At 60.8% G+C, this 20084-nt stretch carries 20 protein-coding genes, 1 pseudogene and 1 riboswitch; of the genes and pseudogenes, 12 read left to right on the top strand and 9 right to left on the bottom strand.

Features of this window, described 5'->3' with window-relative positions; translation table 11 throughout:
• Positions 1-137 precede the first annotated feature (137 nt).
• Entirely contained in the window at positions 138-617 is a 480-nt protein-coding gene (locus CAF76_RS27590) for a hypothetical protein (RefSeq protein WP_085649213.1), read from the top strand.
• 63 nt (positions 618-680) lie between these two features.
• Positions 681-968, top strand: coding sequence for a PA4642 family protein (locus tag CAF76_RS27585; RefSeq protein ID WP_085649212.1), 288 nt, complete (start codon positions 681-683; stop codon positions 966-968).
• Between the two features lie 75 nt (positions 969-1043).
• Here CAF76_RS27585 and mqo read toward each other — a convergent pair whose 3' ends face one another.
• Positions 1044-2552: a malate dehydrogenase (quinone) gene (mqo, locus tag CAF76_RS27580; protein ID WP_085649211.1), complete on the bottom strand. Its 1509-nt coding sequence runs from the start codon at positions 2550-2552 to the stop codon at positions 1044-1046.
• Positions 2553-3252: 700 nt separating this feature from the next.
• The gene (locus CAF76_RS27575) at positions 3253-3486 is read right to left on the bottom strand and encodes a hypothetical protein (RefSeq protein ID WP_039766297.1); all 234 of its coding nucleotides are present in this window, start codon (positions 3484-3486) and stop codon (positions 3253-3255) included.
• Positions 3487-3676: 190 nt separating this feature from the next.
• Between CAF76_RS27575 and CAF76_RS27570 the strand changes: the two genes are divergently transcribed.
• Complete coding sequence (locus tag CAF76_RS27570) at positions 3677-4261, top strand: YajG family lipoprotein (protein WP_007951676.1); 585 nt, start codon at positions 3677-3679, stop codon at positions 4259-4261.
• A gap of 56 nt (positions 4262-4317) precedes the next feature.
• On the opposite strand, the gene CAF76_RS27565 is transcribed toward CAF76_RS27570, so the two are convergent.
• Positions 4318-4524: a hypothetical protein gene (locus CAF76_RS27565; RefSeq protein WP_085613384.1), complete on the bottom strand. Its 207-nt coding sequence runs from the start codon at positions 4522-4524 to the stop codon at positions 4318-4320.
• Positions 4525-4717: 193 nt separating this feature from the next.
• On the opposite strand from CAF76_RS27565, the gene CAF76_RS27560 reads away from it, so the two are divergent.
• Positions 4718-4996 (top strand): hypothetical protein, encoded by a 279-nt coding sequence (locus tag CAF76_RS27560; protein WP_011335898.1) that lies wholly within the window; start codon positions 4718-4720, stop codon positions 4994-4996.
• Positions 4997-5045: 49 nt separating this feature from the next.
• Here the strand turns inward: CAF76_RS27560 and CAF76_RS27555 are convergent, their stop codons facing one another.
• Entirely contained in the window at positions 5046-6209 is a 1164-nt protein-coding gene (locus CAF76_RS27555) for a 1-acyl-sn-glycerol-3-phosphate acyltransferase (RefSeq protein ID WP_178076209.1), read from the bottom strand.
• A gap of 142 nt (positions 6210-6351) precedes the next feature.
• Between CAF76_RS27555 and CAF76_RS27550 the strand changes: the two genes are divergently transcribed.
• The 3 genes from CAF76_RS27550 to CAF76_RS27540 are packed head-to-tail and all read left to right on the top strand — an operon-like array spanning position 6352 to position 7464.
• A complete protein-coding gene (locus CAF76_RS27550; RefSeq protein ID WP_011335896.1) occupies positions 6352-6534 on the top strand; it encodes a CPXCG motif-containing cysteine-rich protein in 183 nt (60 codons plus the stop codon).
• A gap of 9 nt (positions 6535-6543) precedes the next feature.
• Positions 6544-6804: a putative signal transducing protein gene (locus CAF76_RS27545; protein WP_025109321.1), complete on the top strand. Its 261-nt coding sequence runs from the start codon at positions 6544-6546 to the stop codon at positions 6802-6804.
• A 36-nt stretch (positions 6805-6840) separates the two neighbouring features.
• The gene (locus tag CAF76_RS27540) at positions 6841-7464 is read left to right on the top strand and encodes an SOS response-associated peptidase (protein WP_064599348.1); all 624 of its coding nucleotides are present in this window, start codon (positions 6841-6843) and stop codon (positions 7462-7464) included.
• Positions 7465-7663: 199 nt separating this feature from the next.
• Here the strand turns inward: CAF76_RS27540 and CAF76_RS29180 are convergent, their stop codons facing one another.
• On the bottom strand, positions 7664-8407 hold the full coding sequence (locus CAF76_RS29180; RefSeq protein ID WP_371857322.1) for a methyl-accepting chemotaxis protein: 744 nt from the start codon (positions 8405-8407) through the stop codon (positions 7664-7666).
• A 114-nt stretch (positions 8408-8521) separates the two neighbouring features.
• Positions 8522-8716 (bottom strand): annotated as a pseudogene (locus tag CAF76_RS29175) (HAMP domain-containing protein); the annotation flags it as partial.
• Between the two features lie 1352 nt (positions 8717-10068).
• On the opposite strand from CAF76_RS29175, the gene CAF76_RS27530 reads away from it, so the two are divergent.
• Positions 10069-10887 (top strand): M48 family metallopeptidase, encoded by an 819-nt coding sequence (locus CAF76_RS27530; RefSeq protein ID WP_085649208.1) that lies wholly within the window; start codon positions 10069-10071, stop codon positions 10885-10887.
• Positions 10888-10931: 44 nt separating this feature from the next.
• On the opposite strand, the gene CAF76_RS27525 is transcribed toward CAF76_RS27530, so the two are convergent.
• From CAF76_RS27525 to CAF76_RS27515, 3 genes are all read right to left on the bottom strand, one after another.
• Complete coding sequence (locus CAF76_RS27525) at positions 10932-11516, bottom strand: TMEM165/GDT1 family protein (RefSeq protein WP_007956837.1); 585 nt, start codon at positions 11514-11516, stop codon at positions 10932-10934.
• A gap of 88 nt (positions 11517-11604) precedes the next feature.
• A riboswitch (yybP-ykoY riboswitch) is annotated at positions 11605-11727 on the bottom strand.
• 40 nt (positions 11728-11767) lie between these two features.
• The gene (locus tag CAF76_RS27520; RefSeq protein ID WP_064599344.1) at positions 11768-12766 is read right to left on the bottom strand and encodes a class I SAM-dependent methyltransferase; all 999 of its coding nucleotides are present in this window, start codon (positions 12764-12766) and stop codon (positions 11768-11770) included.
• A 33-nt stretch (positions 12767-12799) separates the two neighbouring features.
• Entirely contained in the window at positions 12800-13765 is a 966-nt protein-coding gene (locus CAF76_RS27515) for a 2-hydroxyacid dehydrogenase (RefSeq protein ID WP_085649207.1), read from the bottom strand.
• Positions 13766-13944: 179 nt separating this feature from the next.
• On the opposite strand from CAF76_RS27515, the gene CAF76_RS27510 reads away from it, so the two are divergent.
• The 4 genes from CAF76_RS27510 to CAF76_RS27495 all read left to right on the top strand — a co-directional run bounded on the left by CAF76_RS27510 (position 13945) and on the right by CAF76_RS27495 (position 20031).
• A complete protein-coding gene (locus tag CAF76_RS27510) occupies positions 13945-14574 on the top strand; it encodes a LysE family translocator (protein ID WP_064599339.1) in 630 nt (209 codons plus the stop codon).
• Positions 14575-14730: 156 nt separating this feature from the next.
• Positions 14731-16413: a fatty acid--CoA ligase gene (locus tag CAF76_RS27505; protein WP_085649206.1), complete on the top strand. Its 1683-nt coding sequence runs from the start codon at positions 14731-14733 to the stop codon at positions 16411-16413.
• A 336-nt stretch (positions 16414-16749) separates the two neighbouring features.
• A complete protein-coding gene (locus tag CAF76_RS27500; protein WP_064383978.1) occupies positions 16750-18639 on the top strand; it encodes a DUF1302 domain-containing protein in 1890 nt (629 codons plus the stop codon).
• 27 nt (positions 18640-18666) lie between these two features.
• Positions 18667-20031 (top strand): DUF1329 domain-containing protein, encoded by a 1365-nt coding sequence (locus tag CAF76_RS27495; protein WP_085649205.1) that lies wholly within the window; start codon positions 18667-18669, stop codon positions 20029-20031.
• The last annotated feature ends 53 nt before the right edge of the window (positions 20032-20084 follow it).

The raw sequence follows: 20084 nt of genomic DNA, 5'->3' as shown, positions 1-20084 counted from the left end.
GGCGGTATGTCGACAACATTGATGTCGACTGATAGAACGCCATCGCGAGCAGGCTCGCTCCCACAGTTGTTTTTGGGTGTGCTGATCCACCCCGAATCCCATGCTAGAGTGCTCGGCCCCGTCCCCCGGAGCCTGTCATGAGCCTCTTGATCCGCAGCTGCGCCGCCCTGTTGCTGACCCTCAGCCTGCCGCTGGCCGCCGCCCCGATGCACAGTCAATTCCTGCCGCCGGACGACCTGACCCTGCGTGATGCCGAGCCCGAGCAGCAGCAACTGTTGCAGGTCACCGACTATTCCGTAGTGGTCGGCGCTCAGCGCCAGTCCAATCAGCAGCCGATTCCGGTCACCTCTTCGTTGATGATCCGCCTCAAAGGCAAGTCCCTGAACAAAGGGGCGACGATCAATCAGGTGCTGGTCAACTTTGATGGCGAAAGCAAAAGCCTGAAAAAACCGGTGTATGACGACAAGAGCAAGACCCTGACGCTCTACTACCCGCTGGCCCAGTACCGGGTGGTGGTCGATCTGTTGCGCAACGATACGGTCTACGTGCAATTTCTCAGTTACACCAACGGCCACATCTGGGCCGATTTGCACACCGGCAGCACGCGCTCGCGTTGAGCCTTATGCCTGCGCAGGGGTAAACTGCCCGCCCCGTGAAATGTCTGCGAGCTGGAGTCGGCAATGCGTAAAGATAAGAAGCAAGTGATTGGTGACGAGATCGGCGATGAGCAGATCAAGCTGTTCCTCGATTTTGAGCCGGTCGACGCCACCTCGCCGTCGCTGCACAAACTGGTCAAGGCCTACCGTGGCCTGCGCATCGACGATTTCGAGCGTTTTCTGACGTTCTTCGTTGCAGCCGGTTATGACGTGGACGGCCAGGACGAGCACGGCAAGACCTTCGTCGACCAGATCCGCGATCAGCGCAACGCCCCGGAATACATCGAGCTGATCGAGAAAGCCCGCGGCTGATCGCCCGAAGTTTTCCACAGGCATAAAAAAACGCCCCGCACTCACCGAGTGCGGGGCGTTTTTCATGGAGACGAATCAGGCGTAGCTTTCGGTCTCGTTGCTGGCTTCAACCAGTTCCAGCGCGACGTTGTTCTGCGTGTTGATCTTGCGATACAACGCAGCGTCGGTTTCCAGGACCTTTTCACGGGCCGGGAAGATTTCCGCCAGTTTGGCAGCCCATTCACCCTTGGCCTTGGCCGGGAAGCACTTCTCGATCAGTTCGAGCATGATCGAAACGGTCACCGAAGCGCCTGGCGAAGCGCCGAGCAGGGCGGCGAGGGAGCCGTCCTTCGCAGCCACCAGTTCGGTACCGAACTGCAGGATGCCGCCTTTTTTCGGGTCTTTCTTGATGATCTGCACCCGTTGGCCGGCCACTTCCAGGCGCCAGTCTTCGGCTTTCGCCTCCGGGTAGAAACGACGCAGGGATTCCAGGCGCTGTTCCATCGACTGCATCACTTCGCTGACCAGGTACTTGGTCAGGTCCATGTTGTTTTTCGCCACGGCCAGCATCGGCCCGATGTTGCCGGCGCGAACCGACAGCGGCAGGTCCATGAAGGAGCCGTGCTTGAGGAACTTGGTGGTGAAACCGGCGTATGGCCCGAACAGCAGGGATTTCTTGCCGTCGACCACGCGAGTGTCCAGGTGCGGCACGGACATCGGTGGCGAACCCACGGCGGCCTGGCTGTAAACCTTGGCCTGGTGATGCTTGACCACCTCCGGGTTGTCGCAACGCAGCCACTGGCCGCTGATCGGGAAGCCGCCGAAGCCTTTGCTTTCTTCGATGCCCGAAGCCTGCAGCAGCGGCAGGGCCGCGCCACCGGCGCCGAGGAACACGAACTTGGCGTCGACTTCACGGCTGCTGCCGCTGTTGACGTCCTTGATGCTGACGGTCCAGCCGTTGGCGTTACGCTTGAGGCCGGTCACGCGCTTGCAGTACTTGACCTGGGCATCGGGTGCGCTGGTCAGGTGCTTGAGCAACTGATTGGTGAGGGCGCCGAAGTTGACGTCGGTGCCGTTCATCACGCGGGTGGCGGCGAGTACCTGGTCTTTTGGACGACCCGGCATCATCAGCGGCATCCACTCGGTCATCTTCGCCTTGTCTTCGGTGTATTCCATGTCGGCGAAGGCGTGGTGCTTGCGCAGCGTATTGAAACGTTCCTTGAGGAACGACACGCCTTTCTCACCCTCGACGTAACTCAGGTGCGGCACCGGGCTGATAAAGGATTTGCACGAGCCGAACGTGCCTTTCTTGGTCAGGTACGACCAGAACTGCTTCGACACCTCGAACTGGGTGTTGATGTGCACGGCCTTTTTGATGTCGACGGTGCCGTCGGCAGCCTGCGGCGTGTAGTTCAGCTCGCACAGGCCGGCGTGGCCGGTACCGGCGTTGTTCCATGGGTTGGAACTCTCCGCGGCACCGGAATCCATCAGCTCGACGACTTCCAGCTTGATCGCCGGGTCGAGTTCCTTGAGCAGTACTGCGAGGGTGGCACTCATGATGCCGGCCCCAACCAGAACTACGTCGACTGCTTCGTTATGCGCCATTTAACGCGTCTCCAAAATCTGCAGCACCAAATTGTCGGCATGGCTGCCAGGCGTCCAGGGCAGGTCAGTTGAGCCCCGGGTATCCTTGGTCAGGTGTGCCATGTCCGAATCTTCGCAATTTTTCGCAACTTCGACGGATGCGTGCGGCCTGGCTTCAAGAGTCCCATGAACTCATTTCGGCACGGGGCTGGCAATTCGACTTATGGTCGAGACATCCGTTTGTGCAACCAAATCCGTAGCGGACAGGCTTCAGGCTCCGGTAGTCGAGGCGTTCCCGTTCCTGTGTCGTTGGGCTGTTTCAGACGCTAATGGTGCATGTTCAGACGCAAAACTATTCATTTGCTCGCCACACTCTTGTGAAGTTGTGAAAACCCGTTTTTTTCACGCTCTTTTGAAGACGTGAACCTCAAAAAGGGCTGTCCGGGGCTGGCACCGTGCCCGGAGGGGCAAACAACTCAGTGGCCGAGCGTCATGACAGCTCTGCAGATTCGCGAAAAGCGGGATTTGCCAGGGAAACAGCAAGCACGCCAGCTTCACTCGATCTGTGTGGGCGGCTCTCTGTGGGCGATTTGGATGCCAATGCAAGCGCATTGACGCTGTTGCGGGGCCCGATCAGGAGACGTCCTTATAATCGGGGGGAGATTGTATCGAAGAAATGCGCGGAGTTGGTCGAGTTTAATGACTTTTATTAGGCATCCGGTCAGATGCTCAACATCGCCTGAGCCCGTGCGCGTGGGCGCTGCTGTTCGACCCGGGCGCTGGCGGGCAGTGGCTGATGCAGCCAGTTGAGACGGATTTCCTCGATTTCCACCCAGCCATCACCCATCGGTTGCAGGCTGCATTGCTTGAAGGCCTGGCAATGGCCGTTGCGGTCGAGCAGGGCGAAGCTGCGGTGCAGTGGGCGTGGGGCGAACAACGAGATCAGATAGCGCATGGCAGTGCTCCTTTTAGGGATCTGTGAGGAAGATTGGCAAAGGGCCGTGACGCGCACGTGTATGGGGGGTGACGAATGTGTGACAGGAACCGCTGGCAGCGGGTTTTGTCAGAGATTTCAGTGCTGGTGACCCACAGTGGCCCACCGCTATACTGCCGGCCTGTCTGTGCCTGATTCTGGAGAGAAGAGCATGTTGCAACGCCTGTTGTTCGGTTTGATCACTGTGACCAGTTTGACCCTGGTTGGCTGCGCCCACAGCCCGCAACAACTGAGCCCGGAACCGAAGCTGACCACTCAGCTGGCACCGGTCGGCCATGGCCAGCCTGTCGTGGTTCGCGTGGTCGACGGTCGTCCGTCGCCAACCCTCGGCACCCGTGGCGGCCTGTACCCGGAAACCAGCGCCATCACCGTGCAGCGCGAGCAGATCCTGCCGAAGCTGCAGGCCCAGGCTGAAGCCGCCGTGCGTCTGCTCGGGTTCACCCCGACCAACAACGCGCCCAATGCACCGCAGTTGACCGTGACTTTGGCCGAGCTGAAGTACCAGTCGCCCAAAGAAGGCATGTACGTGACCGAAGCCACCATCGGCGCCACCTTCCGCTCCGACGTGCAGAACGCCAACCGTCGCTACAGCGGCCGTTACGGTGCCTCGCTGGATCAGCGTTTCGGCATGGCGCCGAACCAGGAAACCAACACCAAACTGGTCAGCGATGTGCTGAGCGATGCACTGACCCGTCTGTTCAAGGATCCGACCGTGGGTCAGGTCCTCGCCGAGTAAGTATTCGGTTGCTGCGAAAAAAGCCCGGGGCCAGTGATGGCTCCGGGCTTTTTCGTTCAGGCGGCTTGTGAATAGAAGTCGAGGACGCTGACGCCGGTCAGCAGATCGGTCTCGGGCAAGTCTGCATGCTGGTGCCCGCCGAGGGCGCAATACACCAGCCAGTGACGGTCCTGAACATTGAAGGCCAGGCTGCCGACGAGGGCTTGCTGCTCGTCGGACGGAGAGATGAGGTACAGGCGATCCTGGTTTTCAGCGTGAAGCATGTCGCGTTCCGTGTCGGTTTCGAGGCGCGCAGGGTGACTGAAACAAATGACGATGCCGTGACACAGGACAGCCATCGGTCGATTGAGGGGCTATTTGTCGCAAAGGGTAGGGCAGTCGGGGAGGGTTCCGGTAGAATCCGCGCCGCGGTCGTCGGTCTGGCGCTCGCCATACCGGTTTAGATTGAGGTCTGTGATGTCGCTGCACTTGATGACGCTGTTTACCGCCCATCCCGCCAAACTGATCAACCTGTTGGCCCTGCTGCTGGCCTTTCCCGGCAGTTGGCTGCTGCACGCGACCCGCCGCCGTGAACAACGGGCCATGGCCAGTATCGCGGCCCAGCGTCAGAGTCAGCCGGATCAGGAACCGGTGCTCGATTGGGCGACCCTGCGCATGAACCGCTTCTTCTATCGCTTCGGTTTTGCCTGCCTGGGCCTGGCGCTGCTGGTGTCGTGGATCAGTACCCGCTTTTGAACGAAGAACGGCGCCCGAAGGCGCCGTTCTTGTATCCGGCCAAAACCGCTTACAGCGGCAGGCCAGCCTTGACCCGGTACTGATTGCGCACCGGCGTCGCATATTGCAGCACCAGATACGGACGATGCTCCTCGGGGCAGGCGTCCAGACGGTTCTGCCATTCTTCCTGGGCCTTGGCCAGTTCCTCGGCACCGAACACTTCGGCAGCCTTCGGTACGTTCAACTGCGGATCGGCGTCAGCCCACTGCGCGTATGCCAGGTAATGCACCGGGAACAACCGGTAGCCGCCGAGAATCTGCTTGTCCATCTCGACCGCCAATTGCTTGGTGTCCTCGTACAGCTCGGTGATCGGCGCGGCGAAGTTCACGTGCACCCGGCCCTTGTAGCCGGTGATGCCCTTGGCGATGCTGACGTCATCCTCGCCCGGCGCCTTGCTGTAGGTGCCGGTGGTGGCGCGGATGTAAAGCTCGCGGGCCTTGGCCTGATCGCACGGGTCGTATTCGTAGCTGATCGACACCGGGGTCAGGTTCAGCGACTGAATGACTTCGCCGAACGGCTCGTCCTTGCGACTCATGTGGAACATCTTGAGAATCGCCGACTCGGTACGGTCATCGCCGTCCTTGGCCCGGCCCTCGGCCTGGGCGATCCAGATCGAGGCGCAATCGTTGCGGATCGAGTGGTTGATGTACGCCGACAGCAGTTGATAGGCGGCCATTTTCTCGCGGCGCCCGGTGATCGAGCGGTGCACGATGAAGCTCTTGTTCAAGCGCATCAGGTCGCTGACGAACGGCTTTTGCAGCAGGTTGTCGCCAATCGCGATGCGCGGGGTCGGCAGGCCGGCGTGGTACACGGCGTAGTTGACGAAGGCCGGGTCCATCACGATGTCGCGGTGGTTGGCGATGAACAGATAAGCGCTGCCGGACTTGAATTGCTCGACACCGGTGTAGGTCACGCCGTCGGTGGCGCGCTCGATGGTGTGGTCGACGTAGAACTCGACCTTGTCCTGCAACGTGGCCACGGAGGTTACGTCGGCAAACTCACGACGCAGCCGATGGGCTATAAGTGGTTTGAGCATCCAGCCGAAGGCACCGGCAAAACGCGGGAAGCGGAAGTGGGTGAGGATATCTAGAAACGCCTTGTCGCCGAGCAGTCGCGCCAGTACCGCAGGTACTTCGCTGTCGTCGTAAGGTCGGATGGCATCGAATTCGCCCATCATGCTCTCTTGTTGGAAACGGCTAGGGTAAGTAAAGGTTTTGATCGAAAACCAACGGGGCACGGTCTGAAAAAGTAGCCAGACAAAAATAGCCCTGCAAATAGACCGGCGATTATACGCACAAGTCACCCGGGAGACCGCGATGCTGGAAAGCGCAGTATATGAATGTCCGTATTGTGGTGAAGAGGTCGAGACGACCGTGGATCTCTCCGCTGGCGACCAGACCTATATTGAAGACTGTCAGGTGTGTTGTCGGCCGATCACCTTTGTGTTGCAGGTCCATGGAGAGGACTGGTTTCTGGAAGTCTTCAGCGAAAACGAGTGAGGCACGGCCATGCAGCGAATCTACGAGCCGGAAAACCTGATGGAAGGCGAGATGCTCAAGGGCATGCTGGCCAGCGAAGGCATCGAGGCGCATCTGGTGGGGCGGGACTTGCTCGGGGGCACCGGTGAGTTGCCGATCTTCGGCCTGTTGGGACTGTCGGTCGATAACGATCAGGCCGAGTACGCCCGCGAGCTGATCACCGCGTACAATGCCGCGCTGCCGCTGCCCGGCGATGAACCGGAGAGCTTCCCCGGTACGCTGGTCTGTTAGGCTGGCGTTCGTTTTATTTGTGAGTCGTGCTGCCCCATGTGTGGACGTTATGCCCTGTTTCGCTGGAACCGCGATTTCGCGTCCCTGCCAGGTTTTCCTGCCGATCAGCAGGCGCAGTGGAACATTTCCCCCAACGATTCGGTGTTGATGCTGCGCGCCGAACCCGACGGCCAGCGCACGCTGGCCCGTGCCCGTTGGGGGCTGACACCGCCGTGGCTGACCGACCTGTCGCGCACCCCGGCCCACGCTCGGGCCGAAACTGTCGCCGAACAGCCGATGTTCCGTGAAGCCCTGCGCTTGCGTCGTTGTCTGCTGCCGGCCAACGGGTTTTACGAATGGCGCGGCAACGTGCGCAAGCGGCCGTACTGGCTGACACCGGGAGAAGGGGCTTCGTTGTTTTTTGCGGCGATCTGGGAGGCGTATCCGGTGCAGGAACAGGTGTGGCTGAGCACGGCGGTGATCACCCAGCCGGCGGCCAGTCAGCGCCGGCCGCTGATTCTCGATGAGGCGGGGCAGGCGGCGTGGCTTGATCCCGAAACGCCGCTGCATGTCCTGCAAGGTTTGCTCGCCAGCGAGCCCGCCGCCTTGCGCGAGCGGGTGCTGGCGAACCTGGTCAATGATCCGAAGCTCAACGGGCCGGAGTGCCTGACTCCGGCCTAGCAGCAGATCAAGAGCCCCTCACCCTAGCCCTCTCCCAGAGGGAGAGGGGACCGATTGGGGGATGCTTCAGTAATGTACTGACCTGCACGATTTGCTTTGAATCCATAATCGACTCGGTTTTTCAGGTCGACGGATAGCTCAAGACTGCTCGGTCGGCTCCCTCTCCCTCCGGGAGAGGGCTGGGGTGAGGGGGTGGCTCTTAAACCTTGAACTGGTTGATCAACCGCCGCTGCTGCTCCGCCAGTTTGGTCAGATCGGCACTCGCCGAACTCGACTCATCCGCACCACCCGCCACTTCGTTCGCCACCTGACCGATATTGATCACATTGCGGTTGATATCGTCGGCCACCGCGCTCTGTTCTTCGGCAGCGCTGGCGATCTGGGTGTTCATGTCGTTGATCACCGAAACCGCCTGAGTAATCGTTTCCAGTGCTTCGGCTGCCTTCGCCGCGTGCTGCACACTTTCGTCGGTGCGGTTCTGGCTGTCCTCCATGACCCGCACCACATCGCGTGTGCCCTGTTGCAGTTGCTGGATCATGCTCTGGATTTCTTCGGTGGCCTTCTGGGTCTTCTGCGCCAGGTTGCGCACCTCATCGGCCACTACCGCAAAACCGCGTCCTTGTTCACCCGCACGAGCCGCTTCAATCGCCGCGTTGAGGGCCAGCAGGTTGGTCTGCTCGGCGATCCCGCGAATGGCAATAAGGATCGCGTTGATGTTCTCGCTGTCCTTGGCCAGCGTCTGTACTACGTCCACAGCTTTGCCGATTTCCACGGCCAGTACGCCAATCGAGTTGGAGGTGTCGCGCACGATCTGCATGCCCTGGCTGGCGGCCTGATCGGCGTGGCTGGCCGCTTGTGCTGCCTGGGTCGCGTTACGCGCCACGTCTTGCGCGGTGGCAGTCATTTCCTGCACGGCGGTGGCGACCTGATCAATCTCGGCCATCTGCTTTTGAATGCCGATATTGGTGCGGATCGCGATGTCCGCCGTGTGCTCCGAGGAATCGCTGACGCTCTGTACCGACGACACCACCTGCGTGATCATCCCCTGCAATTTGGCGAGGAAGGTATTGAAGCCTTTGGCGATTGAACCGAGTTCGTCGTTGCGATCACTGGTCAGGCGACGGGTCAGATCGCCTTCGCCCTGGGCGATGTCATCGAGCATGGTCACCATCTGTTTGAGCGGACGGGCGATGCCGTGGCCCACCAGCCAGATCACCAGCAAGCCAAGGCCGGCGATGATCAGGCCGACCATGGCCATGCCGAAGGTGTCGGATTTGCGCTGGGCGTCGAGGTCGCCTTGGAGCTTTTGCAGGTCGGCCATCACCGCGTCGAGCGGCAGTTGCAGCATCAGCGTCCAGCGTGCGTCGGTCTGGCCGATGCCGAACGGCAGGTACAACTCGATCCGGCCTTGCTCTTTATTGACGGTGTACGTCACTTCGCCGCGCTTGAGATTGGCCATGTTGGCAATCTGCTGGGCGTCGAGGATGTCGCTGACCTTCTCGCCGAATTTGCTCGGGTCCTTGGTGTAGGCGACGATCCGGCCGTTGCCGCCGATCAGGGCCATTTGCCCGGCGCCGCTGTACAGTTTCTGGTTGGCGCTCAGGAGCATTTCCTGGATGAAGTTCACCGACAGGTCGGCGCCGACGATGCCCTGGAAGGCGCCGTTGAGCATGATCGGTTCGATAAAGGAGGCGAGCATGACGATCTTGTCGCCGACCTTGTACGGGGCCGGATCGATCACGCAGGATTTCCTGGTTTCTTTCGAGCACAGGTAGTACTCGCTGGCGCGCACGCCGGTGGACAGGACTTTCTGGTCGTCGACGTCCACCAGTTTGTCCAGGCCCAGGGTGCCGTCGTCATTGCGAAACCACCACGGCAGGAAGCGGCCGTTGCCAGGGTCGATGCCGACAACCTGAGTGCCGACGTAGGCCGCGTCATTATGATCCAGTGCGTTTTTTTCCCAGCCGATGTAAGTGCCGAGAATCTTCGGATTCTTCTCGACGTTTTCCTTGATCAGGCTGATCAGTTGCTCACGGCTGACGGTCAGGCGTGGCTGGCCGTCGGTGCCCGGTGTGCCGAGCAGGGCGTTGACCCGCACCAGTCCGCCGGCTATCAACAGCGGCGCTTCCAGTTCGCGCTGGATCTGGCTGACCTGAGTCTGCGCCAGCGACGTCAGGCGCTGTTCGATGACTTGTTCGAACTGGGCCTGGGTCCGTTGCTGGACCATTTCCTGGGTGCGGGCACCGGAGAACAGCGCATACAGCACCAGCGCGGCGACCACGCTGAGTACGATGGCGCCGGCCAGGGCGGCCACGGAAAACTGGATCGACTTGAACTTCATGGGAGCTCCGCACGCGAGAGGACGTCTGCGCTCCTGTATCGGCAGCCACTATTGCGCCATGAGGTGAAGAGGGATCAATTGAGGGCGGATGTCGCAAATGGATCAGTGCGCGACGCTGTAACAGAGGGATTGGCGGCGGATGTGAATCTTTTCCTGCAGGGCTGGCGGGCGTGTTATGAAAACAGGTGCATCACGTCCGTTGTATCTGGCGCCGATACAATTACCCGCCTAGGATACGCGACAGGTTTTCAGGGAGCTTTTGAATGAACAAGACATTGGTTGTAAGTGCACTGGGCGCAGCGCTGTTGCTGGCCGGTTGTCAGTCGGTCAACACCACCAGCGGCGGTGCCGTGGGCGTGGAACGCAAGCAGTACATGTTCAGCATGCTGTCCTCGCAAGAGGTCGACCAGATGTATGCCCAGTCCTATCAGAAGACCGTGGGCGAAGCGTCCAGCAAAGGCGTGCTGGACAAGACCAGCAACGATGCCAAGCGTGTTCAGGCGATTGCCAACCGCTTGATCGCTCAGGCACCGAACTTCCGTCCGGATGCGGCGCAGTGGAAATGGGAAGTGAATCTGATCAAGAGCGACGAGCTCAACGCCAACTGCGGGCCTGGCGGCAAGATCATTTTCTACACCGGGCTGATCGACAGCCTGAAACTCACCGACGATGAAATCGCCGCAGTCATGGGCCATGAAATCGCCCACGCCTTGCGCGAGCACGGTCGGGAAGCGATGTCCAAGGCCTATGGCATCGAAATGGCCAAGCAGGGCGCCGGTGCGTTGCTCGGCCTGGGTCAGGACAGCCTGGCGCTGGCCGACACCGTGGCCAACTACGGCATGACGCTGCCCAACAGCCGCGCCAACGAAAACGAGGCCGACCTGATCGGTCTGGAACTCGCCGCGCGTGCCGGGTACAACCCGAACGCCGCCATCACTTTGTGGGACAAGATGAGCAAGGCCTCTGAAGGCGCGCCGCCGGAGTTCATGAGCACTCACCCGTCTTCCAGCAGCCGCACGGCTGCGTTGCAGGCGGCGATTCCGAAGGTCATGCCGCTTTACGAGAAAGCGCCCAAGTCCTGAAGCCATGATCGCTCCCGCACTCGGTGCGGGAGCGATCTGCCGGATCAAACCCAGCCGCTGCTCTGCATCGCCTTGTACACCGCGACGATCGCCAGGATCAGGAACGCCGAGGCGGCCAGTCGACGGATCAGGGTCAGTGGCAGTTTCTCTGCCGCAAAATTACCCGCCAGTACCACCGGCACGTTCGCGATCAGCATGCCCGCCGTGGTGCCAATAATCACCAGCCACAGCTCCGGGTATTGCGCCGCCAGCATCACGGTAGCGATCTGGGTCTTGTCGCCGATTTCCGCAAGAAAGAACGCAATCAGCGTGGTCAGGAATGGCCCGAACTTGCGGGCGGTGCTGGCTTCATCGTCATCCATCTTGTCCGGCACCAACGTCCAGAGGGCGGTGGCGGCGAAGCTCGCGGCAAGAATCCAGTGCAGGACCGAATCGGAGAAGAAGCTGCCGAACCAGGCGCCGACCGCACCCGCTGCCGCGTGGTTGGCCAGGGTCGCAGCCACGATACCGGCGATGATCGGCCAGGGTTTGCGGAAGCGAGCGGCGAGAATCAGCGCGAGCAGTTGCGTCTTGTCGCCGATTTCGGCCAAGGCAACGATTGCGGTGGGAACGAGTAACGAGTCCAGCATCAGGATTTCCTAAGGGGCGGGTCGACACGGCTATGACACGTACAGCCTTCCCGCCCCGGGTAAGGTGTGCGTGTCATAGGTCTTGTCAAACCCTGCGATCCGTCTGCTGCGGACGCTTGAGTCGCATACGCCATGATCTGAGGATCAAGTATGTTGACGTATGCCGGACGAGCTTGGCGCTCGTGGGAGACTACTCCCCTAGGACGGAGCGGATTCTGCCTTCGCGAATCCGATAGAGCAAGAACAAATTTTCAGCCGCGCTTGGCCCGGTAAATCCGGAATCCATTGCCTTCGGCCTTGATCGCACACACCCCGAGATGCTCTTCGATCAGCGGTTGATATTTCAGGAAACTGTTGGCAACCAAACGAAGTTCGCCGCCGTTTTTTAGATGTTTGGCCGCTTTTCGTAGCAAGTTTTCGGTAGCGAAATAGTCGGTATGCACACCGACATGGAACGGCGGGTTGCTCAAGATCGCGTTCAAGCCCATCGGTGCGGCATCGATCCCGTCACCGGTCAGCACTTCGGCTTCCAGACCGTTGGCCGCCAGGGTCAACCGGCTGCTGGCGGCAGCGAAGGCATCAACGTCGAGCAAGGTGACCTGATTGTGCGGGTAACGACGCTTGACCGCCGCACCCAGCACGCCGGCGCCGCAACCGAAGTCCAGCAGATGGCCGCTCGGCAGTTTGTCCAGATGTTCCAGCAGCAGGGCGCTGCCGCGATCCAGTCGGCCGTGGCTGAATACGCCCGGCAGGCTGATGACTTTCAACGGACCTTCGGCCAGCGGCAGTTCGTAGGTCTGCGCCAGGCTTTCCAGCGGTTTGGCTTCGGGAGCGTTGGCCACCGTCACTTGCCACAATTGGCAATGGCGCGCGCTGTCGAGCTTGCGCGGCTTGCCGAACGGGTTGAGCTGTTTGGAGGCGCCTTCGATACCGCTGCGTTTTTCCCCGACCAGATACACCTCGCGCCCGGCCAGGCGTGAAGCCACGGCATTGAGGATGTAATCGGTCAGGTCCTTGGCCTTGGGCAGGAACACCACCGCCGTGTCGAACGAGCGCTCCGGCACGTTCACGCCAAAATGGCTGCGCCCTTCGAAGCGCGCATCGAGTGCAGCCTGGTCGCCGGCGTGCCAGCACCAGCCAAACGCCTCGGGCAGGCGCCCCAAAAGATCATCGGCAGGCAAACCGGCCAGCAACACTGAACCCTGGAATAACTCGGCCTGACGAAGCAGTACTTCACTGCGCGGATCCATAACTGCTCCTGTGAAAAAAAGTGCCGCAGTTTATCAACTGACGACCCGCAGCGCCTTACCGCTGTAGAACGCCTGGGTGTTTTCCACCAGTTGGCCGACGATTCGCTGCCGCGCTTCGCGGCTGCCCCAGGCGTTGTGCGGGGTAACGATCAGGCGCGGGATGTCGGCTGCCAGCAGCGGATTGCCTTGGCTCGGCGGCTCGACGCTCAGCACATCGGTGGCCGCGCCGCCCAGATGACCGCTGCGCAGGGCATCGGCCAGGGCCTGTTCGTCGATCAGTCCACCACGGGCGGTGTTGACCACGAAAGCGCCGGGTTTCATCGAAGCGAGTTCGCGGGCGCCGATGAAGTGCCGGGTGTGCTCATTGAGCGGGCAGTGCAGGGTGAGAGCGTCGATCTGTGGCAGCAATTGCTCAAGCGGCAGACGATCCGGACGGGTCGGTCGCCCCGGAATCTGCCCCAGCAACACACGCATGCCGAAGGCTTCGGCCAGACGCGCGACCGCGCCGCCGAGTTCGCCGTGTCCAAGCAGGCCGAGGGTTTTGCCTTCCAGCTCGACGATCGGGTAATCCAGCAGGCAGAACTGTTTCGCCTGCTGCCAGCGGCCTTCGCCGACGGCTTTTTGATAATCGGCCAGGCGCGTGGCGAGGTTGAGCAGGAGCATGATCGTGTGCTGCGCCACCGATGGGGTGCCGTAGCCCTGGCAGTTGCACACGGTGATGCCGTGGGCGCGGGCGGCGGCCAGATCGACGTTGTTGGTGCCGGTCGCGGTGATCAGGATCAGTTTCAGTTGTGGGTTGGCGGCCATGGCGGCAGCATCGATCAGCACTTTGTTGCTGATCGCCACGGTTGCACCTTGCAGGCGCTCGGCTACCTGCGCAGGCAACGTCTGGGCGAACAGTTGCAGATCGCTGAAGCAGTCACGCAAAGGGCTCAGATCGAGATCGCCAAGATCCAGCGAAGGGTGATCGAGGAATACGGCGCGGTGGGCGTTCGTCATCAACTGTACCTGTCGTGCTTTGAAGGGAAGGCGTAATCTGCCGAGCCTACCAGATGAAACACCTGTGGGAGCGAGCCTGCTCGCGAGGCGTCGTGTCAGGCAATAATGAGGCGGCTGACACTCCCTTTTCGCGAGCAGGCTCGCTCCCACAGGAATGTAATGACTTCAAAGGAGCCCCCATGTACTGGACCGAATTCTTGACCGTTGCCCTGATCCACCTGTTGGCCGTTGCCAGCCCCGGTCCTGATTTCGCCGTGGTGGTGCGCGAAAGCGTGACCCATGGTCGACGCGCCGGGACCTGGACCGCGTTGGGCGTGGGCACGGCGATTTTCCTGCACGTGGGTTATTCGCTGCTGGGGATCGGCCTGATCGTTTCTCAATCGATCGTGCTGTTCAACGCCTTGAAATGGGCAGCCGCCGCGTACCTGCTGTACATCGGCTTCAAGGCCCTGCGCGCGCAACCGGCGAAAACCGTGAGCGATGATCTGCACAAAGAGGCCGGCGAGCGCACCGCCCGTGGCGCGTTCACTTCGGGTTTCGTGACCAACGGCCTGAACCCGAAAGCCACGCTGTTCTTCCTGTCGCTGTTCACCGTGGTGATCAACCCGCACACCCCGCTGACAGTCCAGGCCGGTTACGGCATTTATCTCGCCGTTGCGACCGCCACCTGGTTCTGCCTGGTGGCCATGTTGTTCAGCCAGCAGCGCGTGCGCGCCGGTTTCGCCCGCATGGGCCACTGGTTCGACCGCACCATGGGCGCGGTGCTGATCGCCATCGGCGTGAAACTCGCGTTCACCGAGATGCATTGATCCTTCTGCGCTGTCACCTGTTTCGGCAAATGCTGGCGCAAAGCTAGCATTTGTACGGCTCTGCAAATCATTCCTTTGGCTGATTTGGCTGACGTATAACGGTTCTAGAGTACGAAACTCCAAAGCCAACACCGTGCAGTCAGAAAAGGGATTCTTATGTTGCAGACTCGCGTCATTCCGCCCGCCGAAGGGGCGTACCAGTATCCACTGCTGATCAAACGGCTGCTGATGTCGGGCGCCCGTTACGAGAAAACCCGCGAGATCATCTACCGTGACCAGCTGCGCTACAGCTACCCGACCCTGATCGAGCGGGTCGCGCGGCTGGCCAACGTACTGACGGCGGCCGGGGTCAAGGCCGGTGACACCGTGGCGGTGATGGACTGGGACAGCCATCGATACCTGGAGTGCATGTTTGCGATTCCGATGATCGGCGCGGTGATCCACACCATCAACGTGCGCCTGTCGCCGGAACAGATCCTCTACACCATGAACCACGCCGAGGACCGCTTCGTGCTGGTCAACAGCGAGTTCGTCGGGCTGTACCAGGCTATTGCGCCACACCTGACCACGGTGGAGAAAACCCTGCTGCTGACCGATCTGCCGGATAAAGCCGCAGATCTGCCGAATCTGGTCGGCGAGTACGAGCAACTGCTGGCGGCCGCGAGTCCGCAGTACGACTTCCAGGATTTTGACGAAAACTCGGTCGCCACCACGTTCTACACCACGGGCACCACCGGCAATCCGAAGGGCGTGTATTTCACCCATCGGCAACTGGTGCTGCACACCATGGGTGTGTCGACCATCATGGGCGCCATCGACAGCGTGCGGTTGCTGGGCACCAACGACGTGTACATGCCGATCACCCCGATGTTCCACGTGCATGCGTGGGGCCTGCCGTATGTGGCGACCATGCTCGGGCTCAAGCAGGTTTATCCGGGGCGTTACGACCCGGAATTCCTGGTCGAGTTGTGGCGCAAGGAAAAGGTCACGTTCTCCCACTGTGTGCCGACCATCCTGCAGATGGTGCTCAATGCCAAGGGCGCGCAGGGCATCGATTTCGGCGGCTGGAAAATCGTCATCGGCGGCAGTGCGCTGAACCGCACGCTGTATGAAACGGCCAAGAGCAAAGGCATTCAGCTGACGGCTGCTTACGGCATGTCGGAAACCGGGCCTCTGGTTTCATGCGCGCATCTGAACGATGAGTTGATGGCGGGCACCGAAGACGAGCGCACCACCTATCGGATCAAGGCCGGCGTGCCGGGGCCATTGGTCGAAGCGGCGATCGTCGATACCGAAGGCAATTTCCTCCCGGCCGACGGCGAGACCCAGGGCGAACTGGTGCTGCGCGCACCGTGGCTGACCGAAGGCTATTTCAACGAACCGCAGAAGGGTGCCGAGCTGTGGGCCGGCGGCTGGCTGCACACCGGCGACGTGGCGACGCTCGACGCCATGGGTGTGATCGACATCCGCGACCGGATCAAGGACGTGATCAAGACCGGCGGCGAATGGATCTCCTCGCTGGACCTCGAAGACCTGATCAGTCGTCACTTCGCGGTACGTGAAGTAGCAGTGGTGGGCATCGCCGATCCGCAGTGGGGCGAGCGTCCGTTTGCCTTGCTGGTGGTCCGCGAAGGGCATGCCATCGGGGCACGCGAGCTCAAGGAACACCTCAAGCCATTCGTTGAACTGGGGCACTTGAGCAAGTGGGCGATACCAAGCCAGATCGCCCTTGTTACTGAAATTCCCAAGACCAGTGTCGGCAAGCTCGACAAGAAGCGCATCCGCCTCGACATCACTGAATGGCAGGCCAACAACAGCACCTTCCTCTCGACGCTTTGAGCGTCCGCTGGCGCGCCGAAAACGGCGCGCCAGACCCACCAAGCAAGCGCTTGGCTTGTGAAATTCGAATTTTCAGCCATCCTTGCCGTGCCGACATGTGTCGGACTGGCGAAAGGACTGTTCCAGAGTGGCCGGCAGCTGCAAATCACACTTTAGAGGGATCAAGCAGTACCACCTGCTGGCTATAGTCCGCTCAAGGATTTTTAAGAACGGGGCACACGCACAAACGGGGCGATGCAACATTGAAGCGATTTCGGGAAGCCGCTGGCACCCGGTCCTTCAGGCGTTTTTAAAAGTACTCACTGCCATAACAATAATGCACATGGAGTAGCGTCGATGACCTCAGTAAACCAGTTCTGGCGCCGGGCAAAGCTGCCTCTGGCCGTCAGTCTTGCTTCTTCGCTCGCCGGGCCCGCATTCGGCGTCAGTTTCAACGTCGGTGAAATCGAAGGCCAGTTCGACTCCTCCCTGTCGATCGGTGCCAGCTGGTCCACCCAGAGCCCGAACAAGAACCTCATCGGCGTCAACAACGGCGGTCACGGTCTGTCCCAGACTTCCGACGACGGCCATGCCAACTTCAAGAGCGGCGAAACCTTCTCGAAGATCTTCAAGGGCATTCATGACCTCGAACTGAAATACGGCGACACCGGCGTGTTCGTCCGTGGCAAGTACTGGTACGACTTCGAACTGAAGGACGAGAGCCGCGAGTTCAAGGACATCAGCGACAGCAACCGCAAGGAAGGCGCCAAGTCCGCCGGCGGTCAGATCCTCGACGCCTTCGTCTACCACAACTACGCGATCGCCGATCAGCCAGGCTCCGTGCGTCTGGGCAAACAGGTGGTGAGCTGGGGTGAAAGTACCTTCATCGGCGGCGGCATCAACTCGATCAACCCGATCGACGTTTCCGCGTTCCGTCGTCCGGGCGCCGAGATCAAGGAAGGCCTGATCCCGGTCAACATGTTCTACGTGTCCCAGAGCCTGACCGACAACCTGTCGGCCGAAGCCTTCTATCAGCTGGAGTGGGACCAGACCGTCGTCGACAACTGCGGCACGTTCTTCTCCCAACCGGACATCATTGCCGACGGTTGCACCGACAACCTGCGCGTACTGAACAAGCGCTCGCAGATCCCGGCCATTGCCCTGGGGCCATTGGCGGCCAACGGCGTCAACGTCAATGAAGAAGGTGTGCTGGTGCCGCGCGGCGCCGATCGCGATGCGCGGGACAGCGGCCAGTGGGGCGCGTCCCTCAAGTACATGTTCGAACCGCTGGACACCGAATTCGGTGCCTACTTCATGAATTACCACAGTCGTGCGCCGATCTTCAGTGCCACCGGCGCGCCGCAATCGGTCTACAACGGCGTAGCTGCATTGCCAGGTCCGTTTCAGGCGCTCGGGCCTCTGTTGGTTGCCGGCAATTCGAAGTACTTCGTCGAATACCCTGAAGACATCCGCCTCTACGGTCTGAGCTTCTCCACCACCTTGCCTACCGGTACGGCGTGGAGCGGTGAGATCAGCTATCGCCCGAATGCACCGGTGCAACTGAACTCCACCGACATCCTGTTCGCCGGTGTGCGTCCACTGGGTGGCCCTTACGCCAACGCATCGCTGCTCAATGGCGTGCCGGGTCAGGATCTGCATGGCTACGAGCGCAAGGAAATCACTCAACTGCAAACCACCTTCACGCACTTCTTCGATCAGGTCATGGGCGCCAGCCGCCTGACCCTCGTGGGTGAAGTGGGCATGACTTATGTGGGCGGCCTCGAAAGCCGATCCGACAAGCGCTATGGCCGCGATCCGGTCTATGGCCCGGGCGAGCTGCCAGCCACCGGTACCACCAACACCTGCGTCAACATCCTCAACAACGGCACCATCAACGGCGCCGGACCAGGTTCGCCGCAGAACAACCGCAGCCGCAATTGCGACAACGACGGTTTCACCACGTCGATGTCCTGGGGCTACCGCGGCCGTGCAATCTGGGAATACAACGATGTCTTCGCCGGCGTGAACCTCAAGCCGAACGTGGCCTGGTCCCACGACGTCAGCGGCTACTCGCCGGGCCCTGGCGGCAACTTCGAGGAAGGTCGCAAGGCCGTCAGCCTGGGCGTCGACGCCGAGTACCAGAACACCTACACCGCGAGCCTGGCGTACACCAACTTCTTCGACGGCAAGTACACCACCGTGGATGACCGCGATTTTGTGGCGCTCAGCCTCGGCGTGAACTTCTAAGCACTGCATTTCAGGACGAACGAATTTATGAAAATAACAAAGAGTCTGTTCCACGCCGGTGTTCTGGGCCTGTCGCTGCTGGCGACCGGCGTCATGGCGGCGGTGCCTGCCGCCGAAGCGGACAAGCTGGGCAAGAGCTTGACCCCGATGGGCGCCGAAATGGCCGGCAACGCCGACGGCTCGATCCCGGCCTGGAAACCGATGCCGAAGAATGCCGGCACCGTCGACAGCAAAGGTTTCCTGTCCGATCCGTACGCCAGTGAGAAACCGCTGTTCACCATCACCAAGCAGAACGTCGATCAGTACAAAGCCAAGCTCGCGCCGGGCCAGTACGCGATGTTCCAGCGCTATCCTGACACCTTCAAGATGCCGGTCTATCCGTCCCATCGTGGTGCCACCGTGCCGGATGCGGTGTTCGCAGCCATCAAAAAGAACGCCACCACCACAACCCTGGTGTCGGGCGGCAACGGCCTGGAAAACTTCGATACCGCCGTGCCATTCCCGATCCCGAAAACCGGTGTGGAAGTCATCTGGAACCACATCACCCGCTATCGCGGCGGCAGCGTGACCCGTCTGGTGACCCAGGCCACGCCGCAACCGAACGGCTCTTTCAGTCTGGTGTACTTCCAGGATCAGTTCGTGTTCCGCGACAAGATGAAGGACTACGATCCGGCGAACCCGGGCAACATCCTGTTCTACTTCAAGCAGAAAGTGACCGCGCCGGCACGTCTGGCCGGTGGCGTGCTGCTGGTGCACGAGACCCTCGACCAGGTGAAGGAGCCGCGTTCGGCGTGGGTCTACAACGCCGGTCAGCGCCGCGTACGCCGTGCGCCACAAGTGTCCTATGACGGCCCGGGTACCGCGGCAGACGGCCTGCGTACCTCCGACAACCTGGACATGTTCAACGGTGCGCCGGACCGCTACGACTGGAAACTGGTCGGCAAGCAGGAGATGTACATCGCCTCCGACAGCTACAAGCTCGACGATCCGAAACTCAAGTACGCCGACATCATCAAGGCCGGGCACATCAACCAGGATCTGGCGCGTTATGAACTGCGTCGCGTCTGGCATGTGACCGCGACGCTGAAGGAAGGTCAGCGCCACATCTACGCCAAGCGTGACTTTTTCATCGACGAGGACACCTGGCAAGCGGCGGTGATCGATCACTACGATGGTCGCAACCAACTGTGGCGCGTGGCGGAAGCCCACTCCCAGAACTACTACAACGTGCAGGTGCCTTGGTACACCCTGGAAACCCTCTACGATCTGCAATCCGGTCGCTATCTGGCGCTGGGCATGAAGAACGAAGAGAAGTCGGCGTATGACTTCGGCTTCACTGCCACCACCAGCGACTTCACCCCGGCCGCCCTGCGTCAGGATGGTGTTCGCTAAGCGCCTGTAAATCGAGGCCGCATCCTCGTGAAAACGCCCCGACAGGTTCGGGG

The sequence above is a fragment of the Pseudomonas sp. B40(2017) genome (assembly GCF_002112855.1).
In the GTDB taxonomy this organism is placed as follows: Bacteria; Pseudomonadota; Gammaproteobacteria; order Pseudomonadales; family Pseudomonadaceae; genus Aquipseudomonas; species Aquipseudomonas pharyngis.
This window is presented reverse-complemented; position numbering and strand designations above follow the sequence as displayed.

What these genes read in the sequence shown, in the direction of transcription:
- CAF76_RS27590 (WP_085649213.1), top strand. Translation starts at nt 138, where the DNA reads ATGAGCCTCTTGATCCGCAGCTGCGCCGCCCTGTTGCTGACCCTCAGC.
- CAF76_RS27585 (WP_085649212.1), top strand. Translation starts at nt 681, where the DNA reads ATGCGTAAAGATAAGAAGCAAGTGATTGGTGACGAGATCGGCGATGAG.
- mqo (WP_085649211.1), bottom strand. Translation starts at nt 2,552, where the DNA reads ATGGCGCATAACGAAGCAGTCGACGTAGTTCTGGTTGGGGCCGGCATC.
- CAF76_RS27575 (WP_039766297.1), bottom strand. Translation starts at nt 3,486, where the DNA reads ATGCGCTATCTGATCTCGTTGTTCGCCCCACGCCCACTGCACCGCAGC.
- CAF76_RS27570 (WP_007951676.1), top strand. Translation starts at nt 3,677, where the DNA reads ATGTTGCAACGCCTGTTGTTCGGTTTGATCACTGTGACCAGTTTGACC.
- CAF76_RS27565 (WP_085613384.1), bottom strand. Translation starts at nt 4,524, where the DNA reads ATGCTTCACGCTGAAAACCAGGATCGCCTGTACCTCATCTCTCCGTCC.
- CAF76_RS27560 (WP_011335898.1), top strand. Translation starts at nt 4,718, where the DNA reads ATGTCGCTGCACTTGATGACGCTGTTTACCGCCCATCCCGCCAAACTG.
- CAF76_RS27555 (WP_178076209.1), bottom strand. Translation starts at nt 6,209, where the DNA reads ATGGGCGAATTCGATGCCATCCGACCTTACGACGACAGCGAAGTACCT.
- CAF76_RS27550 (WP_011335896.1), top strand. Translation starts at nt 6,352, where the DNA reads ATGCTGGAAAGCGCAGTATATGAATGTCCGTATTGTGGTGAAGAGGTC.
- CAF76_RS27545 (WP_025109321.1), top strand. Translation starts at nt 6,544, where the DNA reads ATGCAGCGAATCTACGAGCCGGAAAACCTGATGGAAGGCGAGATGCTC.
- CAF76_RS27540 (WP_064599348.1), top strand. Translation starts at nt 6,841, where the DNA reads ATGTGTGGACGTTATGCCCTGTTTCGCTGGAACCGCGATTTCGCGTCC.
- CAF76_RS29180 (WP_371857322.1), bottom strand. Translation starts at nt 8,407, where the DNA reads ATGGCCGAGATTGATCAGGTCGCCACCGCCGTGCAGGAAATGACTGCC.
- CAF76_RS27530 (WP_085649208.1), top strand. Translation starts at nt 10,069, where the DNA reads ATGAACAAGACATTGGTTGTAAGTGCACTGGGCGCAGCGCTGTTGCTG.
- CAF76_RS27525 (WP_007956837.1), bottom strand. Translation starts at nt 11,516, where the DNA reads ATGCTGGACTCGTTACTCGTTCCCACCGCAATCGTTGCCTTGGCCGAA.
- CAF76_RS27520 (WP_064599344.1), bottom strand. Translation starts at nt 12,766, where the DNA reads ATGGATCCGCGCAGTGAAGTACTGCTTCGTCAGGCCGAGTTATTCCAG.
- CAF76_RS27515 (WP_085649207.1), bottom strand. Translation starts at nt 13,765, where the DNA reads ATGACGAACGCCCACCGCGCCGTATTCCTCGATCACCCTTCGCTGGAT.
- CAF76_RS27510 (WP_064599339.1), top strand. Translation starts at nt 13,945, where the DNA reads ATGTACTGGACCGAATTCTTGACCGTTGCCCTGATCCACCTGTTGGCC.
- CAF76_RS27505 (WP_085649206.1), top strand. Translation starts at nt 14,731, where the DNA reads ATGTTGCAGACTCGCGTCATTCCGCCCGCCGAAGGGGCGTACCAGTAT.
- CAF76_RS27500 (WP_064383978.1), top strand. Translation starts at nt 16,750, where the DNA reads ATGACCTCAGTAAACCAGTTCTGGCGCCGGGCAAAGCTGCCTCTGGCC.
- CAF76_RS27495 (WP_085649205.1), top strand. Translation starts at nt 18,667, where the DNA reads ATGAAAATAACAAAGAGTCTGTTCCACGCCGGTGTTCTGGGCCTGTCG.